Below are 21486 nucleotides of genomic sequence, written 5' to 3'. Positions count from 1 at the left end.
CCGGCTCCGCGCGTCGCGGTGCGCGGCGTTCACGGCGCCGGCTCCGCGTGCTCGGCGCCGTACTCGGCGCCCGACAGGGCCAGGCGGATCGCCTCGATCTGCTGGGCCACGCCGGCGCGCACTTCGCCGACTTCGGACACCACCACGCAGCTGAGCTTGTCCAGGCTTTCGTCGTCGACCAGTTCGATCACGCCGACCACCGGGTGCGCCTGGCGCACCAGTCCCAGGCCCTTGGCGACTTCCTCGCGCACGCTGGGATGGACCCGGATCAGCAGGAATTGTTCGGCCTGGGCCGCCTCGACCGCGTGCATCACCAGCGGCGGCACCACGCTGCGCGCATCGAAGTCGGGCGAGATGCGCGAAACGATCGCGCAGGCCAGCTCGGTGACGCGGCTGCCGGCATCGGCCAGCACCCGCGCGCGGCGTTCGTTGAGGTCGGCCAGCTGCTGCGCCATCTGCTGCTGGGCGCGCGCCAGGCCTTCGGCGAAGCCGGCCGCGTAGCCGGCCTCGCGCGCTTGTTTGATTTCTTCGCCGGCCTCGGCGTACAGCGCATTGACCCGGGCCAGCATCTGGTCGAGTTCGGCGATCGCGTTCCACTGCTTGGCCGGCACTACCGTGCCGGCGACCGCGCGCTCGAATTGGCGCCGCTCGAACACCGCCACCGTAGCGCCGCCGCGTCCGGGCTGGACCCGGCGCGGAGCGCCGTCGGCAGCGCTCGCCGCAGCGGCAGCGGCGGACGGCGTGGCGACGGAGGCGAGCGGGTCGGCGTGCATGGCGATTCCGGAACAGGGCGCGCAGCGGCTCAGGCCGCGAGCGGACGCGCGCCGTGGTGAGCGTAGAGGCGTTCGACCGCTTCCGGCGGCAAGTGCCCGCGCAGGTTCGAAGCGGCCTCGTGGGTGGTGCGCGGCAGCAGCAGCCGCGACCAGTCGGCCAGGCCGGGGTCGCGGCGCTCGGCCCACAGCCGCAACTCGGTACGGCCGCGGCGGTCGAGCAGGTCGAACAGCAGGTGATCGTCTTCGCTGGCACGCAGCGCCGCGTCGAGTTCGGCGCTCAACTGGGCGCCGAGCTGGGCCTGGACCTTGCCGTCCCAGACCAGGCTGTCGAGCGCCAGCAGATAGCTGTTGTCCAGCGCCTGCTTGAGCCGGCGCACCGGTTCGCGCCGGACTTCGGAACGGATCGCCGGCGCATAGGCCAGCGCACCCAGATCGCGCACCAGCCGGTTCATGCGCAGGCGCGGCCAACGCCGCGCGGCGGCGCCGAAGCCGTCGCCGGGTTGCGGCGCCAGCAGCGCAGGCGCGTCGGCGGCGAGCCAGCGCGCGACCATGCGCCGGCCGAGCGCGCTGGCGCGCGCGTGGTCGAGCAGTTCCGGCGCGAGCGCGTCCTCGCCGACGCCGATCCAGCTCGGATCGACTTCGGCCAGGATCGTCTTCAGCGCCGTCGCGCTCATCCGTTCCATACCCCGCTGCGGGCGTTGCTGACCGGCTCGGCCGAGGCGCCGAAGCGCGAGCGCAGCCGGGCCAGGAAGAACGCGGCGATGGCCAGCAGCACCAGCACCGCGCCGCCGATGATGACCGCGCTGAGGTCGATCGAACCGAGCACGGCCGCGAACGGACCGCCGCTCTGGTGCACCTTGGGCGGCGCGGTCACGGTGAAGAACTTCACCGTCACCTTGTTGACGTCGTCCAGGCCCTCGACGCTGTCCTTGACGAAGACTTTGATGTCGGTCTCGCGGTCGCGCAGGCTCTGCCCCGGACGCTCGAACACCAGCACCGAGGCCGACGAGTCCTGCACGTTGCCGCCGAGCGGATCGCGGTCCGGCAGGGCGATGTGGACGCGCGCCTCGACCACGCCGTCGATGCGCGACAGCGTGCGCGACAGCTCCTGCGACAGGCCGTAGAGGTAGCGCGCCTTCTCTTCCAGCGCGGAGGAGGCGAAGCCCTCCTTCTTGAACACCTCGCCGAGCGAGCGGTACTGGGCGCGCGGCAGGCCGCGCGAGTTCAGCACCTGCATCGCGTACGGGATATCGCCGCGATTGACCATGACCTCCCAGCCGGTCTTGCTCGGCGAGGGGTCTTTTTCGGCGGGGATGCCGGCGTCCAGCAACGCCGCCATCAGTTCGTTCGCCTGCTGCTCGTCGAGCTGGCTGTACAGCGTGGTGCGCGTGCAGCCGACCATCAGCAGGCAGGCCAGCAGGGCCGCCACGACTCGTACCGCGTTGAAGCCTGAGGCCCTACCCATGCATCCCCCGTTGGATGACGAAATTACGACTGCTGACGGAACAGCTGCTGGATGCCGTCCGACGTGCGATTGGCGACGTTCGAGGTGAGCTGCGAGGTGAACATGAACTGATGGCAGCGCATGGTCATCTGGATCATCTCGCCCGGCGTCAGGTCCGCGGCGTTGGCCGACATGGTCTTGGACATGGCGTCGATCTTGTCGGCGCCGCCGTTGAGGTTGTCGAGCGCGGCGAGCACGGCGCGCGTGCCCTGCGAAGGCTCGGTGGAACCGGTCGCGGCGGTCTGCGCGCTGCCGCCCTGCGCCGCCGGCGAGGCGCCGCGGTCGAATGCCGCGGCGAATTCGCGCACGTCGTAGGCCGAGGCCTGCGGCGACTGGGCCGGCGAGGCCGCGGCGGGCTGAGCGGCGGGAGCCGCGACTTGGATGGCTTCGATCATGGCCCTGTTCTCCTGAAACGTGGGGTCCGAACGAACAAAGAAACGGAACGACGCTCGACGCTGCGGCCGCGCGCCCCGCACCACCGACGACGCCCGGGTCCTAGGACCCGGGTGCCGTTCCGGCAGGCTGCGGCGACGTCGGGCCGCGAGGCGCCGATATCAGCCGCTGCGCGAGGCCAGCGTCTTCAGCGAATCGCCGACGCTGTTCTGCGAAGTGGCGGCGTTGTTGGAGATGAACTGCATGCGCAGGCTCTCGGCGGTCAGCGCGACCATGCTGGAGGGCTGGTCGTTGCCGCCGCCGATCTGGCCGGACAGGTCGGTGATGCGCGCGGCCTGCGAGTCCAGGGTGGCGCCCCAGGCCTTGGACATGGCCTCGTACCAGCTGCCGCCGCCACCGCCGCCGACGGCACCGCCGCCACCGCCGCCGCGCGAAACGCTGAGGTTGTTGGAGTTGTTGGCGTTGGCGATGAACGTGTTCACCAAGCCGGCGCCGTTGGCGGGGTTAACCGTGTTGTTGCTCATTGACGTCTCTCCTGCGGAGTGCGGCGAGGCCGCTGAATGGCGTGGAACTACGGATGGATGTTGCCGAGCCTAATGAAACCGGTTCGGGGCGCGCGAAACCACCTAGTGAAAACCCTGGGTCCTCCCTAGCGCCGGGTCGCGGCCGGCTTGGCCGGCGCCTCGGCCACCGCGGCGGCGGGCTGGGCCGGCGGCTGAACCGGGTTCGCGGCCGGCGCGGGCGTCGCGGGGTTCGCCGCAGCGGCCGGCGCGGGCGCGGCCGTACCGCCCGACGCCGGTTCGCCCGCAGGCGCCGCCGCGGCGGCCAGTTCGGCCGCGGTCAGCGGCTTGGCCTTGATCTCTTCGGGCAGGTTGGTCAGCTTGTTCATCGCCCAGACCTTGGCCCCGATCACCATCAGGTTGCGGCCGTCGGGCAGCGCATCGCCGGCCTCGTACTTGTTGCCGTCGACGTCGATCACGTGCGGGGACTCGCCGCGCACGATCTGCACGATCCGGGTCGGCTCGCTGCTGACCGGCTTCTTGGCCGGTTCCGGCAGGCTCGGCCCGGCCGCGGGCTGATCCGACAGGTTGCGCGGGATCACCCGGCGCACGCCGTTGACGTCGCGCATCGCGCGCGAGGCGACCGCGCGCTCGAACGCCGCCGGGTCGTCGAAACGGCCGGCGACTTCGACATCGCCGTTGCCCAGGTACTTGGTCTCGGTGCTCAGGCCCTGGCTGCGCAGCACCTCGCGCACGTCCGCGGCGATGTCGTCGCCGGTGCGCAGGTCCAGGCGCGCGGCCACGTTGTCGGTGGCCAGGCGCTTGCGGATCATCTCGCGGGTGGCGGCGTCCTTGACCGTGCCGGACACCACCACGCTGCCGTCCTCGTGCTCGACCACGCGGCCGCCGGCGATCGAGAACTCCTTGATCAGGGGCGTGGCCAGCTCGGTCGCCGTCGGCTCCTTCTCGAAGCCCGGCATCACCGCCGCGGCGATCGCCACCGACACCAGCGACAACGCCGCCAGGCCGGCGATCAGCGGCAGATGGCGCATCGACGAACGCGGCGGACGCGCCGCTTCGCTGAGGTGCTGGGGCAGGATCGAGGCCCAGGCCGGGTCTTCGGCGGCGCCGACCGCGAGCGACGCGCTGCCCAGGTCGACGCGCTGCATCGCGGTGAGCTCGGCCGGATCGCCCGGCGTCAGCGTCTGGCCGTCGATCTGCAGCGGCGCGTCGACCGCGCGCAGCGAAATCGTGCCGCCCATGCGCATGATGAAGGCATGGTGCGGGGCGACGCCGGCATCGGACAGGACGATGTCGCAATCGCTGCCGCTGCCGATCAGCAGGGTTTCCTGCGCCGACAACGGCCGGCTGGCGCCGGCGTGCAGGCCGGAAACGATGCGCAACACGCTGACCGCGGGCGCGGCGGCGGGACGCGGCGGCTCGCGGCCGGCGTCGGTGCGAGGTTCGGTATTGGCGCTGTTCGGGTCGGGGGAAGACATGGCGGACTCCTACTCGACGCCGCCGTCCGCGGCGGCGCTGCGGGCCGGGACGCGCGAGACGCGCGGGACTGCCGGCCGGCGATGGACGGGGAAGACTGCACGGCGATGGAGAGCGCGGCGAGGCATCGTCGGGGCTCCGTCAGGCGTTGACCTGGCCCGCCTGCACGATCCGCAGATCGGGCGCGAGCTCCTGGTAGGACAACACCGGCAGTTCGAAGAAATCGATCTCCAGCAGCTTGCGCAGATGGCGGCGAACGTCCAGTGAACACAGCAGCACCGGCTTGACCCCGTCGGCCTGGCGGCCCAGGTGCGAGCGCACCTCGGCGCCGAGCCGGCCGGCCAGTTCCGGCGAGATCGCCAGTTGGGTGGTGCCGCCGGTGACGCGCACCGACTGGCGCAGGCGATCCTCCAGTTCCGGATGGATCAGCAGCACCTGCATGGTGCGTTCGCCGTCGGCGTAGCGATCGGCGATTTCGCGCTTGAGCGCCACCCGCACGTACTCGGTCAGCAGGACCACATCCTTCTCGCGCCCGCCGACATCGGTGATCGCCTCGAACGCGTCGCGCAGGTTGCGGATCGGCACGCCCTCCTCGACCAGCCGGCGCAGCACGTCGGCGACCCGCTGCGGCGCGACCACGCGCAGCATTTCCTTGACCAGGTCGGGGTAGTCGCGCTGCATGCGCCCGAACAGGTTGGAGGTTTCCTGAATGCCGATGAAGCTGCCCATGCGCCGCTCCAGCGCGGCGCGGCAGTGCTCGATCACCGTGCTCAGGCCGTCGCGGATGTCGCCGCCGCTCTGGCCGGTCCATTCGCCGGCCAGCGGCGGGAAGAACCCGGCCAGCTTGGGCGCGTTGGCGTCGCCGGCGCGGGCCGGGCGGAACTGCGCGTTCGGCGACAGCCGGCCGAAGGCGATGCGCGCGCCGAACGCGGTCAGGCGATAGCCGCCGATGCCGTCGCCGTTGTCCAGGTCGGCGGCGATGCGCAGGCTCGGCACCGGCAGCGGCACGCCGTATTCCTCGCGCAGCCGGCGCGCGACCTCGACCAGCCGCTCGCGCGCGGCCGGCTCGCCGAACGCGGCCGCCAGCGACGGCGCCAGCTCCAGCTGCAACGGCGCCGGCGGCGCGACTTCGTCCTGGTTGAGCGGCTTCTCGTCGGCCGCAAGCTCGCCCGCGGGCACCTTGAACGCGCGCCGCAGCACCGCGTGATGGTGGCGATAGCGCCAGGCGGCGATGCCGAGCAGGACCACCGACAGCAACAAGAACACCGGCTTGGGGAAGCCCGGCACGAACACCATCAGGAACGCCAGGCAGCCGGTGATCAGCAGCACGCGCGGCTGGCCGGAGACCTGGCGGGTGATCGACTCGCCGAGGTGGCGGTCGTCCTCGTCGCCGGCGGTGCGGGTCACCACCAGGCCGGCGGCGATGGTGGCCAGGATGGCCGGGATCTGCGAGACCAGGCCGTCGCCGATGGTGAGGATGCTGTAGGTGTGGGTCGCGTCGCTGAGCGGCATGCCCTTTTGCAGCACGCCGATGGCCAGGCCGCCGAGCAGGTTGATGATGATGATGACGATGCCGGCGATGGCGTCGCCCTTCACGAACTTCATCGCGCCGTCCAGGCTGCCGTGCAGCTGGCTTTCCACCTCCAGCAACCGGCGCTTGCGCTTGGCCTCGTCCTTGTCGATCAGCCCGGCGCGCAGGTCCGAGTCGATTGACAACTGCTTGCCGGGCATGGCGTCGAGGGTGAAGCGCGCGGCGACCTCGGCCACGCGCTCGGCGCCCTTGGCGATGACGATGAACTGGACCACCGTGATGATCAGGAACACCACGAAGCCGACCACCAGGTTGCCGCCGGCGACCAGGCTGCCGAAGGTCTCGACGATATGGCCGCCGTTGGCTTCCAGCAGGATCGAGCGGGTGATCGCGATCGACAGCGACAGGCGGAACAGCGTGGTCAGCAGCAGCACGCTGGGGAAACTGGAAAATGCGACCGGCGTCGGAATATACAGGGCGATCAGCAGCAGGCCGAAGCCGATCGCGATGTTGACCGCGACCAGGGTGTCGATGATCGCCAGCGGCAGCGGCAGGATCATCACCCCGATGATGGTCACCGCGGCCGCGGCCAGGACCACGTCGCTGTAGCCCGCACGGCGACGCGGCGGGGCGCCGGGCGTTGCGGCGATCAACGAGCTCAGCAATGCGCGCATGCGGTCAACCCCGGACTCTGGCGATGGCGGCCGGGCGCGGCGCGCGCGCGAACAGCGACGCGCGAGCCCGCGGGGTCTGGCCGCGGTTCGCGATCGGAAGGAGGTCGGCCCTGTCTCGAACGGTGAAAGCAGTCACTGCTTTGTCACGTATCCCTGAGCACCCATGCATGGCGCCTGTCCTTACACGATCCCGGTTCGGACGGCCGATACTAAGTGCTGTTTGTCATCATTTGTATGAACGAGATGCAATTTGCGCGACTTGCGCACAATCACGTCCGCTTGTTTGCGCAGAGCCACATTCGCGCGCATTCATCATTGTTTTTGTGAGCGCGTGCGCAATTGCGTCACCGTGTTCGACTAACGTAGGGTCCTACGCGTCAGGATTCGCCCGCAGCCGCGGGCGGAGTCTGTGCCAGGCTGCGTTCCGGGGCCTGGCCGGCGCCGTCCTCGGCCGGCGCCGGCGCGATGTCGGCGGCGTCCAGCTCGGCGATCAGGCTGGGCGATTGCCCGCCGACGCCGACCGCGAGCGCGCGGCCGCTGCGCGTGCGCAGCACGACGATGCGTTCGCGCGGGCCGACCGGGAGCACCTGCACGATCGTCAACGGCGCATCGCGCGCCACCAGGCCATGGCGCTTGCGCAGGTAGTACAGGACCGCGATCAGACCGACCAGGACCACCGCCACTGGCAGCATGATCGACAGCAGTTCGAAGAAGAACGACGGCGGTTCGGCAGCAGCGGCGGCCGGCTTGGCGGCCGGCGCCGCGAGGGCGGCCGACCACGGCCAGACAGCCGCGGCGAAGCCAAGGCGAAGCAGCGGACGCAACAGGAAAGGGATGGGCATGACGAGTCGGGACGGAACCGGAACAGGGAGTGCGCGGCCGGCGTCGCCGCGGCGACATACCGTAACAGCCCGCTGCGCCGCCGCCACCCTGGTCGCGTTTCACGCCGCACAACGCCGGCCCGAGGCAAGGATGTGAACATGGTCACGACTTCTTCCCGCTCCGCCGGCCCGCGCGCGCAGCCGGCCGCATCGGCGCAGGCCGGCTTGCTCGAGGCGGTACCGTTCGCCTGCGCCCTGTTCTCCGCCGGCGGCGCCCTGCTCGCCGGCAACGCGCGCTACCGCGAGGAGTTCGGCGAATTGGCCGAACACGCTCAGCGCGAGGCGCTGTTGGCGCTGCTGCATGCCGGCGGCGAGGACGAGGCGCGCGAAGTGCGCGCCCCGCACAGCGGCCGCTGGTACGCCCTGCACTGGGGCCGCGCCGAGCATCAGGGCGCGCCGGCGCAGGTGCTGACCGCGATCGACATCAGCGAGCGCATCGAGACCCTGGACTCGCACAAGACCCGCCAGGAGAAGCTGCTGTTCACCTCGCGCCTGATGTCGGTCGGCGAGATGGCCGCGACCCTGGCGCACGAACTCAATCAGCCGCTCGCGGCGATCATGAATTATCTGAACGGCAGTCTGCGCCTGGTCGAACAGGCCGGCGGCCCGGTCCAGGTCGAGCGCGCCCTGCACGCCGCGCGCACCCAGGCCGAGCACGCCAGCGCGGTGATCGCGCGGGTGCGCGAGTTCGTGCGCGCGCGCGAGCCGCGCCGCGACGCCCACGACCTGGGCCAGATCGCCGCGACCGTGCTGGAACTGCTGCGGCTGGAGGCCGAGCGCCTGCAACTGCGCATCGACCTGGGCCTGCCCGCGCAATTGGCGCCGGTGTTCGCCGACCGGGTCATGATCGAGCAGGTGCTGCTGAACCTGGTCAAGAACGCGATCGAGGCCATGCGCGATATCCCGACCGCGCGCCGCGAGCTGCGCATCGACGCGCGGATGAACCTCGACGACCAGATCGAGGTGCGGGTGTCCGACCGCGGCGCCGGGCTCAGCCCGGCCGAGCAGGACCAGCTGTTCTCGCCGTTCTTCACCACCAAGACCGACGGCCTCGGCATCGGCCTGGCGATCTGCCGCTCGATCGTCGAGTACCACCAGGGCCGGCTGTTCTTCGAACCGCGCGAAGGCGGCGGCAGCGTGTTCGGCTTCACCCTGCCGCGCTACGAGGCCCGCGCTTGATGACCCGGATCGCGACTGCCGCGCTTGCGCGCATGACAAAGGTCACGACCGCGCCCCCCTCCTGTCGGGTTATACCGTCGCGCCCGGATCCGCTCCGCGCGCCGGACCGGCCTCGGCCCCGAAGCGCGCACCGATGACGCCGATGACCCCGCCCCGCGTCCTGCCCGCTCCCGCCGTCGGCCCCGCTGCCGGGCGCGGGCGCGCGCATCCGCTCGCGCGGGGCCGGAGCGCGAGGTATCGCCCATGACCGAAGCCCGGATCTACCTGATCGACGACAACGACGGTTTCCGCGATTCGACCGCCTGGCTGCTGGAAACCGCCGGTTTCGAAGTGCTGGCCTATCCGTCCGGACCGGCCTTCCTCGACGCCTTCGCCGGCGAACGCCAGGGCGGCGGCGCCCAGTGCATCGTCTGCGATATCCGCATGCCGCTGATGAGCGGCCTGCAGCTGCAGGAGGAACTGCGCCGGCGCGGCATCGGCCTGCCGCTGGTGTTCGTCACCGCGCACGGCGACGTGCCCCTGGCGGTCGAGGCGATGCGCAAGGGCGCGTCCAACTTCCTCGAGAAGCCCTTCAACGACGAGACCCTGATCGACGCGCTGCGCACCGCGATCGCCAACGCCCGCCAGCACGCCGGCGCCGATGCCGGCGACGATCGCCTGTCGCGGCTCAGCCCGCGCGAGCGCCAGGTCATGGACCTGGTGGTGGCCAGCAAGCCGAACAAGATCATCGCCGACGTGCTCGGCATCAGCGTCAAGACCGTGGAACTGCATCGATCGAACATGATGAACAAACTCGGAGTACGCTCGCTGCCCGAACTGATGAAGGTGGCGCTGGGACATGGTTGAGACGAGCGAAGCGGCCGCACCGGCCGCCCATCCCGCCGCCGCACCGGTGCGCGGCCGTCTGCCGGCGCTGCACCCTTGGCAGGCCGAGGCCCTGCGCGACGTGTTCGCCCTGCGCCAGCGCTGGCCGACCCGCGACGGCGCCTGGCTGCAGTTCCTGCCGGCGCAGGCGGTGCACGGGGAAGTCTTCACCCTGGAAGGCGACGGCGCGCGGATCAAGCTGCATTTCGAAAGCAACCCGAGCCAGGAAGCCGATACCGGGCTGCATTGGAGCGACTACCAGGGCCGCTCGCGCCTGTTGGCCTGGAGCCTGGCGCACGAAACGCAGCTGATGCGGCTGAGCCAGGCGATCGACGTCGCCCTGATCCCGGTCGCCGACGACAACGACCCGATCCGCAGCGCGCATGCCGAGGCCGAGGCCGAGCTCGACGGACTGTGGCTGGCCTTCGTCATCGGCGATCCGTCCGGACAGCAGGTGCTCAGCCGGGGCAGCCTGCGCCTGCCGGTGAACTGGGTCGGCCAGTTGCTGTCGCGCTCGGACATCGTCGAGCCGGTGCAGGACCCGAACGCGATCGCCCGCTGGGGCGACCTGCCGGTGCCGGTAGCGCTGCGCTGGAACGGCCCGCAGTTGCGTTACGACCAATTCCGCCAGCTGCGTCCGGGCGACGTGCTGGTGATCGGCAACGCCCAGCGTCCGCCGCCGGTGCAGGCGCAGGTGCCGGGCTTCGCCTGGCCGCTGAGCGCGCTCGCCGACGGCTGGCGCATCGACGGCCCGCCCTTGACCCTTGCCACGCACCAGGAGACTTCCGCGATGTCCGACACCGAGTCCGCCGCCCCCGAGTCCGCGGAACCCACTGCGCCCGACGTGCCGGTCCGGCTCGACTTCGATCTCGGCCGCCTGGAGTGCAAGTACCAGGAGCTGTCCGGCTTCCAGCCCGGCTACGTGTTCGCCCTGCCCTCGCGCCTAGAAGGCGCGAACGTGGTGATCCGCGCCAACGGCCGCGACGCCGGCCGCGGCGAGATCGTGGCGGTCGGCGACACCCTCGGCGTGCGGCTGATCAGCTGGAGCTGACCGATGGATTTCAGTTCGTTCTCGCCGGCGCTGGTGCTGGTCACGGTGATCAGCCTGGCGCTGGCCCCGTTCGTCGCGGTGATGGTGACGTCCTTCACCAAGATCGTGGTCGTGCTGAGCCTGCTGCGCAACGCGCTGGGCCTGCAGCAGGTGCCGCCGAACGTGGTCATCAACGGCCTGGCGATCGTGCTGTCGATCTACGTGATGTATCCGGTGATCCTGGAAACCCACGACGCGATCAATGCGCGCCTGAGCGGCCAACCGGCGGCGAGCGCGACTCAGGGCCAGCCGCCGGTCGGCGCCGCCGCGCCCGCGGGCGCACCGGCCGCCAGCGCAGCGACAGCGCCTGCGGCCAGCGCTGCGCCGGTCGCCGTCAATGCCGCTGCGACGCCCGCCGCGAACGCGCCGGCGCCGACCGGCTTGGCCGCCGGCACCAGCGTGACCGTCACCACCACCGCCACGCCGGTCGCCGCTGCGCCCGCCGCACCGGCCGCGGCCGCGACCACCGCCGGCGGCGCGGGCAAACCGCCCTCGGCCCTGCTCAGCGCCGGCGGCAAGATGGACACCGCGCGCCTGTTGGCGCTGATGGACGCCGGCAAGGAGCCGCTGCGCAAGTTCCTGATCAAGCACTCCAGCGATGCCGAGCGGGCGTTCTTCCTGCGCAGCGCCCAGCGCCTGCTGCCGCCGGCCGCGCGCGGCGACATCTCGGTGAACGACTTCATCGTGGTGATCCCCGCCTTCACCGTCAGCGAACTCACCGCCGCGTTCCAGATCGGCTTCCTGATCTTCCTGCCGTTCCTGATCATCGACCTGGTGGTGTCCAACATCCTGCTCTCGCTGGGCATGATGATGCTGTCCCCCACCACCGTCTCGCTGCCGTTCAAGCTGCTGCTGTTCGTGCTGATCGGCGGCTGGGCCAAGCTGGTGCACGGCTTGGTGTTGACCTACGGCGGCTAGCGCCGCCTTCGGGATTGGGGATTCGGGATTCGCCGAACCCCTCCCGGCCCCGCACCGCTTTAGCTTTCCAATCCCCAATCCCAAATCCCCAATCCCGGCCGCTATGGGCGACATGCTAGAACTCACCAAACAGGCCCTGTGGCTGACCCTGCTGTTGTCGGGGCCGCCGGTGGTGGCTGCGGCCGTGGTGGGCCTGGTGGTGGCCTTCATCCAGGCCGCAACCCAGTTGCAGGAGCAGACCTTCGCCTACGCGATCAAGTTCGCGGTGATCGTGGTGACCCTGTTCGTCACCGCGTCGATGATCGGCGGCACGCTGTACACCTTCGCCGACCGGATCTTCATCGACTTCCCGGGCCTGGTCCGGCACTAAGGCGCAGGCGGGCGATGAATTTCGATTCGGTCGGCAACGTCCTGCTCGCGCTGGGGCTGGTGCTGCCGCGGGTGATCGGGGCCTTCATGATGCTGCCGCTGCTCACCTCGGAGAACATGCCCCCACTGGTGCGCAACAGCTTCATGGTCAGCCTGGCGATCATCGCCATCCCGGTGGCCATGAACGGCGTGCCGCTCAATACCCTGGGCACCTTCGCCTGGGCGCCGATCATCCTCAAAGAGCTGTTCATCGGCGTATCGATCGGCTTCTGCTTCGGCATGGTGTTCTGGGCGATCAGCGCCGCGGGCAACATCATCGACACCCAGGTCGGCATGACCCTGGCGCAGGTGTTCGACCCGATCCAGGGCCATCAGGCCTCGCTGCACGGCAGCTTCCTGTCGCAATTCGCGGCCTGGCTGTTCATGGCCAGCGGCGCCTTCCTGGTGTTCCTCGACCTGCTGCTGTCGAGCTACGCGATGTGGTCGGTGACCTCGTACTTCCCCGACCTGCATCCGATCGGCATGGAGCTGTTCGTCGGACAGTTCAGCTACCTGATGACGGCGCTGCTGGTGCTGGCCGCGCCGGCGATGGTGGTGCTGCTGCTGATCGACCTGTCGTTCGGCCTGGTCAACCGCTTCGCCCCGCAGCTCAACGTCTTCACCATCACCATGCCGATCAAGGCCTGGCTGGCGACCTGGATCATCCTGCTGATGCTCGGCGTGTACGTCGAGATCGTGCTCGACCGCCTGGCCGACAACCGCGGCTTGCTGGACGCCCTGAACCGCGTGTTCGGCGGGTGAGGCGGGGATTCGGGATTCGGGATTCGGGATTCGGGATTCGGCGGAGCATGCTGCCGATGCCCCTTTGGATCAACGCTGGCGGTTCTCCCTTTGAAAAAGGGAGGTAGGAATTTGCTTTTGGCTTCGCTTCGATGCGCTTGCTCGTGAAAGCAACCGCAACGGCAAATCCCCCCTAGCTCCCTTTTTCAAATGGGGAAACAGCGAGAGGATTGCGAAGGCCGTCCACAACCGCCGCGCCTCAGCGCGGCTCTTCCACCGGCGGCGGCAGTTCCGGCGTGCTGTCGTCGCCGTCGCGCAGGCGGCGCACGCCTTCGGCCCAGTGCAGGACCTCGGCCACCGCTTCGAAGAACTCGTTGCCGATGTAGTCGTCCAGGGCGACGCGCTCGTTGAGGCCGCGCGCGAGTTCGACGTTCTGCAGGATCGGCACCCCCGCCTCGACCGCCGCGGCCTTGATCTGCTCGGCCATGTAGCCCTCGCCCTTGGCGACCACGACCGGCAGGTCGGTCACGCCGTGCTCGTACTGCAGGGCGATGGCGATGTGGGTGGGATTGGTCACGACGACGTTCGACTGGCGGACGGCATTGAGCATGTTCTGCTGCGACCATTCCTGATGCAACTGCCGGCGCCGGCTCTTCACATGCGGGTCGCCCTCGTTCTCCTTGACCTCCTGCTGGATGTCGCGGCGGCTCATGCGCAGCTGCTTCAGGTAGGCGAACTTCTGGTACCAGACGTCGATCGCCGAGACGAAGAAGAACACGAAGATCGTCCACACCGAGATCCGCACCAGCCCGTGCCAGATGCCCGCGCCCATCGCCGCCGGCGGCGCGTAGGGCAGCAGCATCAGCTGGGCCAGCATCTGGAACAGGACGAAACCGCCGATGCCGATCAGGGCGGCGCTCTTGAGCACCGACTTGACCAACTCGACCAGGTTGTCCATGGAGAACATCTTCTTCAGCCCTTCGGCCGGGTTCATCTTCTCCATGCTGGGCTTGAGCTTCTCCAGGGTCAGGATCGGCCCGACCTGGAGGAACTCGACGATCACGCCCAGGAACACCGCCATCGCCAGCAACGGCAGCGACAGCCACAGCAGGGCGTCGAACGCCGCTGCGCCGGATTCGCGCAGGGCGTCGCCGAAGGGTTGGTTGATCGCCTTGAGGCAGGTCTCGAACAGCCGGATCAGCTTGGTGCGCATGAAGTCCAGCATCAGCCAGCCGCATACCACCCAGCCGAGCACCAGCACCGTGCTGGTCAGCTCCTTGCTCTTGGCGACATTGCCTTCCTTGCGCGCGTCCCGGATCCGTTTTGGGGTCGGCGGTTCGGTCTTGTCGGCGCCCTGGTCCTTCGCCATGCGCGGCCCTTGCAGCGAGAGGGTGACGAGGCTATCACGCAGACCGGACCGCGACCGTGGCGGCGTCGCCACTCCGGTCACGCTCCGGCGCCGGGCAGCTGAACCGGGGCGAGGGCACCTAGGGTCGTCCCGAGTATCCTCCCTCCCCGTGCGGCGTTACATTTCGCCCATCCCCCCGACTTCACCCGTTGCCTGCCCCGCATGAGCACCATCGGTCCCGATTCGCGCATCGACCGCGCCAGCCTCGACGGGCAGGCCGCGCTCGAGAGTCTGCGCGGGCGCGAACCGACCGCACAGGAACAGATCCAGCAAGCCCCCCAGGTCGCCGAAGCGGCGATGCCGGCGTATGCGCCGCCGGCCGCCGACGCCGGCGAAACCGTGCTCAACGCCGACGCCTGGAGCGGCGTGCCGGAAGGCGAGCGCCGCCTGGCCGGCGATCCCGGCTTCGAGCACGAACTCGGCCGCCTGGACCTGTCCTCCGCCGCCGACCGCGGCGCCGACGCCGTCCTCGACGCGCTCGCCTGATCCGTTCCGGGGCAGGAGCGGCGCCAGCCGCGGCCGTGCCCCGGCGCGCCCTAACCGAGACATCGGCCCGCCCCCCGCGTCCGCGCTACCCTAGGCGCCGGTCCGACCGCGTCCCGCTCCGCTTGAACGATTCCATTCCCAGCCCCGAAGCCCTGCGCGCCGGCGCCGACCGGCTGATCTCCGCGCTCGCCGCGCACAGCGACGCGGAATACCGCCTGGCCGTACTCAAGCGCGTGGTGCGCCGGCTCGGCGAAGACCACTATCCCTTGTTCATTCGCTTGCTCGGAGTGGTCGCCGAGAGCGACGACGCGCATGCCCAGCGCCTGCTCGCCGACACCTTCGGCACCGCCTTGCGGCGCATGGACCTGCCCGGCGGCGCGTTGAGCTCTTGGGGCGCGACCCGCCTGCCCGATGCCGGCGGCCCGGTCGCGGTCAGCGCCTTGTCCGGACATTTCTTCGGCGCCACGCCACGGCGCCTGCTCGGCCCGGTCGAATATCTGACCGTGTGGCACCTGCAACGCACTCAGCGCACCGCGCTGGGCGCGGCCAGCTTCCGCACCGCGTTGTCGCGCCTGATCGCCCTGCTCAACCGCAGCGAAGACGCGCGCACCCTGTATCCGCAGAAACTCGCCGCCGACGCCCAGAACGAAATGGAAGGCGCCTACACCCGCGCCACCCGCGAGCGCCTGGCGGCGATGGCCGCGGCCTGGAAAGCCGGACGCAGCCCGGACGAAGTCGCCCAGGCCGCGCTCGACAGCGGCGAAGACGCACCGCATCCCAGCGGCTGGGTGGTACGCGATCTGTAAGCGCTGGCAGCGCCACTCCACGCTGCGACACTCGACCACATCCGCGCCTGCGACGGCGGTGCTGCAATGCGGACCTCCCGCATCGACCAGGCCGCCGCCGTGTCCGCGCCCCGCCTTCCCGCCCCGATCGAACTGTCTGCGCGCCGCCGCATCCTCGCCGGCCTGGCCTGCGCCGGCCTGCTCAGCGCCTGCGGCGGTCAGCGTCCGCTGTCGCTGCACGGCATCAACCTGACCGGACGCGATTTCGCCCGCGATTTCCAGTTGCTCGACCCGCAAGGCCGCGAACGCCGCCTGGCCGAATTCCGCGGTCGCCCGGTGTTGCTGTTCTTCGGCTTCACCCAGTGCCCGGACGTGTGCCCGACTGCGCTGACGCGCGCGGTGCAGATCCGCAAATTACTCGGCGCGCAAGGCGAGCGCCTGCAGGTGATCTTCGTGACCCTGGACCCGGAGCGCGACACGCCGAGCGTGCTGGACACCTATGTGCGCGCCTTCGACCCGGGCTTCCTCGGGCTGTACGGCGACGCCGAGCGCACCGCCCGCACCGCCAAGGACTTCCGCGTGGTCTACGCCAAAGTTCCGACCGGCGCGTCCTACACCATCGACCACTCGGCGCTGAGCTACGTGTTCGACGCCGAAGGCGCGCTGCGCATCGCCCTGCGTCACGAGCAGAGCGCGCAGCACTGCGTCGACGATATCCGTCAGATCCTCTGACGTCCGCTCTCCTCGGTCCCCACACGAGCGCTACCCGATGATCGCCCGCTTCCGTTGCGCCGCCCTGGCCGCGTTGTTGTGCCTGTCCAGCGCCACTGCCGCCGCCCAAGTCGCAGTCGACGCGCCCTGGGTGCGCGCCAGCGTCGCCCAGCAACACGCCACCGGCGCCTTCATGCACCTGACGGCGCGGCGCGACACCCGCCTGATCGCGGCCCGCTCGCCGGTCGCCGCCGCCGTGGAAGTGCACGAGATGGCGATGGACGGACAGATGATGCGCATGCGCCAGATCGCCGCCCTGCCCCTGCCCGCCGGTCGCCGCATCGCCCTGGCCCCGGGCGGCTACCACATCATGCTGATCGGCCTACACCGCGCCCTGCGCGCCGGCGAACGCGTGCCGATGACCCTGGTGTTCGAGGATGCGCAGGGCAAGCGCAGCGAGACGCAGGTGCAGGCGCTGGTCAGACCGCTGGGGGCGACGGGGTCGTGAGGCCCCAACGCGGCGACGGCGATACGCGCTGTTGTTGCTGTTGCCGTGAAGCGCTTGGCACCGCTTCGAACTCGCGAAGACAAATCGAAGCCCCGAAGGGCGGCCCGCAGGGAGGCGGGCCGTGCGCAGCCGGGCCAGGGAGGGCCTGTGCGGAGCAGCCCGCGCCATGAGGTTTTCTTTGGTTGCTTTTGACCGAAGGAAATCCGGTAGGACTGCCTTGGCCAAGAAGGTGGCCTGGCCGCTAGCGGACGGAAGCTTCGCTTGAAGCTTTGAAGCCTTCGAGCGACAAACGCCGCGAGACCGCACGAGCGCGGTCGCGGCTTACGCCGCTCCTACAGAGGTCTAGGACAAAGACGCGACGAGCGTGAAGGATGGCGGTCGCGACTTGCGTCGCTCCTACAAGGGGCCTAGGACAAAGACGCGGCGAGAGTGGGGGATGGCGGTCGCGGTTTGCGCCGCTTCTACGCCGCGACGGTCGCGGGCTTCGATCGGTGGCGTCGGCGTTGGGCTCTCTGCGCGTCCCGGGGGCGCGGCGTATGACCGGAGGAAATCCCCGTGCTGCGCCGCTCCCACCTGACCGGGGTTACAGGCCGACGATGCGGCGCTCCGGACCGGGACGCTTGCCGAGCTTGCGCTGCAGCGAACGCCGGTGCATGCCGAGCAGGCGCGCAGTCGCCGAGATGTTGCCCCCGGTGTCGTTGAGCGCCTGCTGGATGTGCTCCCACTCCATCCGCCGCAGCGGCATCATCGTCTCGCTCGCCGCGGCCACCGGCGGCGGCGCGTCCGCCGATTCGATGCCGAGCACCGCCAAGATCGCCGGCACGCTGGCCGGCTTGGGCAGATAGTCGTCGGCGCCGCGCTTGATCGCATCGACCGCGGTCGCCACGCTGGCGTAGCCGGTGACCAGCACGATGCGCATGTCCGGCCGCAGCTCGCGCAGCGGCCGGATCAGCTGCAGGCCGGATTCGTGGCCGAGCTTGAGGTCGATCAGGGCGAAGCCCGGCGGCTGCGCCAGGGCCAGGTCGAGCGCCTGGCGGACGCTACCGGCAGTGCGGCTTTCGATGCCGCGGCGGGCGAGGCTGCGTTGCAGGGTGGCGACGTAGGCCGGGTCGTCGTCGACGAGCAGGCCGCTCAGTAACGGACGGGACAATGCGTTCATGCGCCGCATCCTAGTCCCGTCGCCGCGCCGCAGGGCTGCGGCAAACCGCCGCAGGACAAACTGTCCAGGGGTCTGCTAGCACGCCGCCCGTGTAGGAGCGGCGCGAGCCGCGACCACCGGAGCGGTGGGATACCACGCCACGCTCAAAAAGCGACTACCCGCCCGATCCGTAGCGCCATGGCCTCGCCTACCGGGCCTTGCCCACAACGCTTGCGTACGTCGCTTCGGTTGTCGCGGCTTACGACCGAAGGAAACCCCCGTGGGAGGCCGTTCCTACAGGACAGCGGCGACGCCGCTCCGCCCGGCGGGCGAAGCGGCGCTGCGAGCGTCACTGGCGCTTGCAGTCGATCACCTTCTCCGCGTCGGTGCCGTAGGCCACCTCGTGCAAGGTCAGCGAAGTGCCGGCCCCCGCCTGCAGGCCGAACGGAATCTCCAGCTTGGCCATGTCGGCGCCGGCGGCGCGCAGACACTTCAGCGGCACGCCGATGCGCTGCCACTGCCCGCGTGGCAGCGCGCGCAAGGCCGCGCTCAGCGGCAGCCGGGCCTCGCACTTGGGCCCGCAACCGGCCAACAACGCGACCTCGTCCGCACCGATCGCATCGACCTTGAGCGCGATCAGCAACTGCACGTCGCCGTTGGTCTCGCGCAACAGCTCCTGCGGCGCATCGGCGATCCACTCCAGCCGAGCCGCGTCCTTCCATTGCAGGCGCCACGCGTCTTCCTGCGCACGGTAATCCACCGCCGTCACCGCCAATGCCGCCGCGGCCGCCAGCGGCGGCTTGATCGCTTCGCTGGCGCGCCCCTGCGCGGTCGCGCGCAGGCGCCAACCGCGCGGGAGCGCGCCGCGACCGAGGAATTGCACCGAGCGCGGGTCCAGATCGGCCGTGCCCGGATCCTCCGCCAGCGTCCCGAGCGTGCCCCCCTGGGCATAGCTCAGGCCATAGCCGAACGCGAACTGCGGTGCATAATCGCGATCGCCGACATTGACCGTCTGCACCGCCGTCTTCGGCCACGAGTACGACAGCTTGCCCTTGAAATCGTGTTGCACGCGGCCGTCGCGGCCGCGCAGCAACACATCGGCGATGCCGCCGCCCTCCGAACCCGGCAGCCAGGCGGCGACGAAGGCGTCGGAAGCATTGATCTCGCGATTGACCCACAGCGGCCGCCCCGACAGGAACACGCTCACCACCGCGATCCCGTCGGCCTTGAGCTTGCGCAGCAGGTCCAGCTCGGGATTGCGCGTCGGCCGGAACGCCAGCGTGCGCAAGTCGCCCTGGAACTCGGCATACGGTTCTTCGCCGTAAACGTAGACCGCCACGTCGGGTTTGCGCCGGTAGCGGCCGTCGACGGACAACTCCGCTTCGCCGCCGCCGGCCTGGATCTGCTCGCGCAGGCCGGCCCAGATGGATTGCGCATGCGGGAAGTCGGACGGCTTCAGGCCGGTGCCCTGCCAGTTCAAGGTCCAACCGCCGGACTGGCGGGCGACGTCGTCCGCGGCCGCGCCGACCACCAGGACGCGGGCCTTGGGCGAGATCGGCAGCGTCTCGCCTTCGTTCTTGAGCAACACCAGCGATTCGCGCACCGCCTGGCGGGCGACGGCACGGTGCGCCGGACTGCCGAGCAGTTCGAACTTGCCGCCGAGCGGGCGCTGCGAGGGCTTGCCGGCTTCGAACAGGCCCAGGCGCAGCTTGACCCGCAGGATTCGCGCCACCGCATCGTCCAGCCGCGCCATCGCGATCTCGCCGCTGCGCACCTGCTTCAACGCGCTCTCGTAATAGCCGCGCCAACTGTCGGGCGCCATCAGCATGTCGACGCCGGCATTGAACGCCGCCGCACAATCCTCGTTGCGGCACCCCGGCAGCTGGCCGTGCGCGTTCCAGTCGCCGACCACGAAGCCGTCGAACTGCCAGCGCTGCTTGAGCAAGCCGGTCAGCAGATCGCGATTGCCGTGCATCTTGCGGCCTTGCCAGCTGGAGAACGAAGCCATCACCGTCTGCGCGCCGGCCTGCAGCGCCGGCGGATAGCCCGCGCCGTGCACCGTGCGCAGTTCGTCCTCGTCGATCCGCGCATCGCCCTGGTCGCGGCCCTCGAACGTGCCGCCGTCGGCGAGGAAGTGCTTGGCCGAGGCGATCACGTGCGCGCCGTCGAGAAACTGCTTGCTGCCGAGCTTGCCCTGCAGGCCTTCGATCGCGGCGGCGGCATAGTCGGCGACCAGGCGCGGGTCTTCCGAATAGCCTTCGTAGGTGCGTCCCCAGCGATCGTCGCGCGGCACGGTCAGGGTCGGGGCGAAGGTCCATTCCATGCCGGTGCTGCGCACCTCGGCCGCAGTGGCTTCGCCGATGCGGCGGATCAGTTCCGGATTGCGCGTCGCGCCCAGGCCGATGTTGTGCGGAAACAGCGTCGCGCCGATCAGGTTGTTGTGGCCGTGCACGGCGTCGATGCCGAACAGGATCGGAATCGCCGGCTTGCCGTCGGCGGTGTCCATCGAGGCCTCGTAGAAGCGGTCGGCGATGTCCAGCCATTCCTTGGGCGCGGCGTCGTAGCGTCCGCCGGGCTCGGAGATGCCGCCGGGCTCCGAATTGCCGCCGGCCAGCACCGAACCGAGGTGGTACTTGCGCACGTCGTCCGGGGTGGCGCTGTTGATGTCGGCCTGGACGATCTGGCCGACTTTCTCCTCCACGCTCATCCGCGCCAACAGCGCGGCCACGCGCGCCTCCAATGCGGCGTCGCGCGGGATCGGCGCCTGCTGCGCGGGCCAGCGCGCAAGATCGAGCGAAGGCGCCTGCGCCGGCGCCATCGCCGGCAAGCAGGCCAGAGCGAGCGCGCAGGCCAGCCGGTGCGGAACCGGGCGCCGCGCCGGCGACGGTACGTGATCGGCGCCTGCGCGCCCGCTGCTTGCGTTCATGGTTCGCTCCTCGGGATCGATGGATGTGCCGAACATGAGCGTCCTATGGGCGCTGTGTCCGTACGGCGGAACGGGAGTGGGCGCGGCGCGGGCATCCGCCGCCGGTTCTGGCAGAATGCGCCCAACACGCGACAGGGAATCGGCAGCTCATGCGGGTGCGTATCGAAGACGTGGCGGACGCGGCGGGCGTGTCGATGAAGACGGTGTCGCGCGTGCTCAACCAGGAGCCCAACGTCAGCGACGAGACGCGCAAGCGCGTCGAAGCCGCGGCGCGCAAGCTCCAGTACCGTCCCAACCCCTCCGCGCGCAGCCTGGCCGGCCAGCGTTCGTTCCTGGTCGCGCTGCTGTACGACAATCCGTCCAGCAACTATCTGATGGAAGTGCAGGCCGGCATGCTCGACGCCTGCATCGCCCAGCACTACAACCTCATGCTCGCGCCGGTCACCTACGGCGAGCGCAAGCTGGTGGCCCACGTCGACGAGATCGTGCAACGCTCGCGCGCCGACGGCCTGGTGCTGACCCCGCCGCTGACCGATCATCCCGGGCTGATGAAGCGGCTGGGCCAGCTCGG

Annotated in this window: 22 protein-coding genes; 11 read left to right on the top strand and 11 right to left on the bottom strand. The window is 70.1% G+C overall.

What is annotated here, in order from left to right:
* Positions 1-29: 29 nt before the first annotated feature.
* The 8 genes from TX83_RS11160 to TX83_RS11125 all read right to left on the bottom strand — a co-directional run bounded on the left by TX83_RS11160 (position 30) and on the right by TX83_RS11125 (position 7714).
* The gene (locus TX83_RS11160) at positions 30-773 is read right to left on the bottom strand and encodes a FliH/SctL family protein (protein ID WP_064748025.1); all 744 of its coding nucleotides are present in this window, start codon (positions 771-773) and stop codon (positions 30-32) included.
* Between the two features lie 29 nt (positions 774-802).
* Positions 803-1447 carry a hypothetical protein gene (locus TX83_RS11155; protein ID WP_064748024.1) on the bottom strand — a complete coding sequence of 215 codons (645 nt, stop codon included), beginning with the start codon at positions 1445-1447 and terminating at the stop codon, positions 803-805.
* On the bottom strand, positions 1444-2238 hold the full coding sequence (gene sctJ / locus TX83_RS11150; protein WP_075575117.1) for a type III secretion system inner membrane ring lipoprotein SctJ: 795 nt from the start codon (positions 2236-2238) through the stop codon (positions 1444-1446). Before sctJ ends, TX83_RS11155 begins: the two co-directional genes overlap by 4 nt.
* Before the next feature lie 23 nt (positions 2239-2261).
* Positions 2262-2672 carry a hypothetical protein gene (locus TX83_RS11145; protein ID WP_064748022.1) on the bottom strand — a complete coding sequence of 137 codons (411 nt, stop codon included), beginning with the start codon at positions 2670-2672 and terminating at the stop codon, positions 2262-2264.
* 159 nt (positions 2673-2831) lie between these two features.
* Positions 2832-3194, bottom strand: coding sequence for a hypothetical protein (locus TX83_RS23330; protein ID WP_186442584.1), 363 nt, complete (start codon positions 3192-3194; stop codon positions 2832-2834).
* Positions 3195-3319: 125 nt separating this feature from the next.
* Positions 3320-4669: a type III secretion system inner membrane ring subunit SctD gene (gene sctD / locus TX83_RS23325; protein ID WP_064748021.1), complete on the bottom strand. Its 1350-nt coding sequence runs from the start codon at positions 4667-4669 to the stop codon at positions 3320-3322.
* A gap of 139 nt (positions 4670-4808) precedes the next feature.
* Positions 4809-6872 carry a type III secretion system export apparatus subunit SctV gene (gene sctV / locus TX83_RS11130; protein ID WP_064748020.1) on the bottom strand — a complete coding sequence of 688 codons (2064 nt, stop codon included), beginning with the start codon at positions 6870-6872 and terminating at the stop codon, positions 4809-4811.
* A gap of 377 nt (positions 6873-7249) precedes the next feature.
* Entirely contained in the window at positions 7250-7714 is a 465-nt protein-coding gene (locus TX83_RS11125) for a flagellar biosynthetic protein FliO (protein WP_064748019.1), read from the bottom strand.
* A gap of 138 nt (positions 7715-7852) precedes the next feature.
* Between TX83_RS11125 and TX83_RS11120 the strand changes: the two genes are divergently transcribed.
* From TX83_RS11120 to sctT, 6 genes are all read left to right on the top strand, one after another.
* Positions 7853-8932, top strand: a complete 1080-nt coding sequence (locus TX83_RS11120; protein ID WP_186442583.1) for a sensor histidine kinase — start codon at positions 7853-7855, stop codon at positions 8930-8932.
* A gap of 243 nt (positions 8933-9175) precedes the next feature.
* Positions 9176-9778 carry a response regulator transcription factor gene (locus tag TX83_RS24085; RefSeq protein ID WP_064748017.1) on the top strand — a complete coding sequence of 201 codons (603 nt, stop codon included), beginning with the start codon at positions 9176-9178 and terminating at the stop codon, positions 9776-9778.
* Positions 9771-10847 carry a type III secretion system cytoplasmic ring protein SctQ gene (gene sctQ, locus TX83_RS11110; protein ID WP_079248180.1) on the top strand — a complete coding sequence of 359 codons (1077 nt, stop codon included), beginning with the start codon at positions 9771-9773 and terminating at the stop codon, positions 10845-10847. Before TX83_RS24085 ends, sctQ begins: the two co-directional genes overlap by 8 nt.
* A 3-nt stretch (positions 10848-10850) precedes the next feature.
* Positions 10851-11804: an EscR/YscR/HrcR family type III secretion system export apparatus protein gene (locus TX83_RS24080; RefSeq protein ID WP_315851263.1), complete on the top strand. Its 954-nt coding sequence runs from the start codon at positions 10851-10853 to the stop codon at positions 11802-11804.
* A gap of 103 nt (positions 11805-11907) precedes the next feature.
* On the top strand, positions 11908-12174 hold the full coding sequence (gene sctS, locus TX83_RS11095) for a type III secretion system export apparatus subunit SctS (RefSeq protein ID WP_064748015.1): 267 nt from the start codon (positions 11908-11910) through the stop codon (positions 12172-12174).
* A 14-nt stretch (positions 12175-12188) separates the two neighbouring features.
* The gene (gene sctT, locus TX83_RS11090; RefSeq protein WP_064748014.1) at positions 12189-12974 is read left to right on the top strand and encodes a type III secretion system export apparatus subunit SctT; all 786 of its coding nucleotides are present in this window, start codon (positions 12189-12191) and stop codon (positions 12972-12974) included.
* A gap of 238 nt (positions 12975-13212) precedes the next feature.
* Here the strand turns inward: sctT and sctU are convergent, their stop codons facing one another.
* Positions 13213-14322, bottom strand: a complete 1110-nt coding sequence (gene sctU / locus TX83_RS11085; RefSeq protein WP_064748013.1) for a type III secretion system export apparatus subunit SctU — start codon at positions 14320-14322, stop codon at positions 13213-13215.
* 201 nt (positions 14323-14523) lie between these two features.
* Between sctU and TX83_RS11080 the strand changes: the two genes are divergently transcribed.
* From TX83_RS11080 to TX83_RS11065, 4 genes are all read left to right on the top strand, one after another.
* A complete protein-coding gene (locus TX83_RS11080) occupies positions 14524-14847 on the top strand; it encodes a hypothetical protein (RefSeq protein ID WP_064748012.1) in 324 nt (107 codons plus the stop codon).
* Between the two features lie 122 nt (positions 14848-14969).
* Positions 14970-15653: a hypothetical protein gene (locus tag TX83_RS11075; RefSeq protein WP_064748011.1), complete on the top strand. Its 684-nt coding sequence runs from the start codon at positions 14970-14972 to the stop codon at positions 15651-15653.
* A gap of 66 nt (positions 15654-15719) precedes the next feature.
* Positions 15720-16364 carry an SCO family protein gene (locus tag TX83_RS11070; RefSeq protein WP_064748010.1) on the top strand — a complete coding sequence of 215 codons (645 nt, stop codon included), beginning with the start codon at positions 15720-15722 and terminating at the stop codon, positions 16362-16364.
* A gap of 37 nt (positions 16365-16401) precedes the next feature.
* Entirely contained in the window at positions 16402-16851 is a 450-nt protein-coding gene (locus TX83_RS11065) for a copper chaperone PCu(A)C (protein ID WP_064748009.1), read from the top strand.
* 583 nt (positions 16852-17434) lie between these two features.
* Here TX83_RS11065 and TX83_RS11060 read toward each other — a convergent pair.
* Positions 17435-18010: a response regulator transcription factor gene (locus TX83_RS11060; RefSeq protein ID WP_064748008.1), complete on the bottom strand. Its 576-nt coding sequence runs from the start codon at positions 18008-18010 to the stop codon at positions 17435-17437.
* A gap of 328 nt (positions 18011-18338) precedes the next feature.
* Positions 18339-20915 carry a glycoside hydrolase family 3 protein gene (locus TX83_RS11055; protein WP_064748032.1) on the bottom strand — a complete coding sequence of 859 codons (2577 nt, stop codon included), beginning with the start codon at positions 20913-20915 and terminating at the stop codon, positions 18339-18341.
* A gap of 149 nt (positions 20916-21064) precedes the next feature.
* Between TX83_RS11055 and TX83_RS11050 the strand changes: the two genes are divergently transcribed.
* The coding region (locus tag TX83_RS11050) for a LacI family DNA-binding transcriptional regulator (protein ID WP_141233477.1) at positions 21065-21486 on the top strand (422 nt) is incomplete at its 3' end.

Origin of the sequence: Lysobacter antibioticus HS124, from assembly GCF_000336385.2 — a bacterium.
Lineage (GTDB): Bacteria > Pseudomonadota > Gammaproteobacteria > Xanthomonadales > Xanthomonadaceae > Lysobacter > Lysobacter firmicutimachus.
The sequence above is the reverse complement of the archived record's forward strand: the minus strand, read 5'-3'. Positions and strand labels throughout refer to the sequence as shown.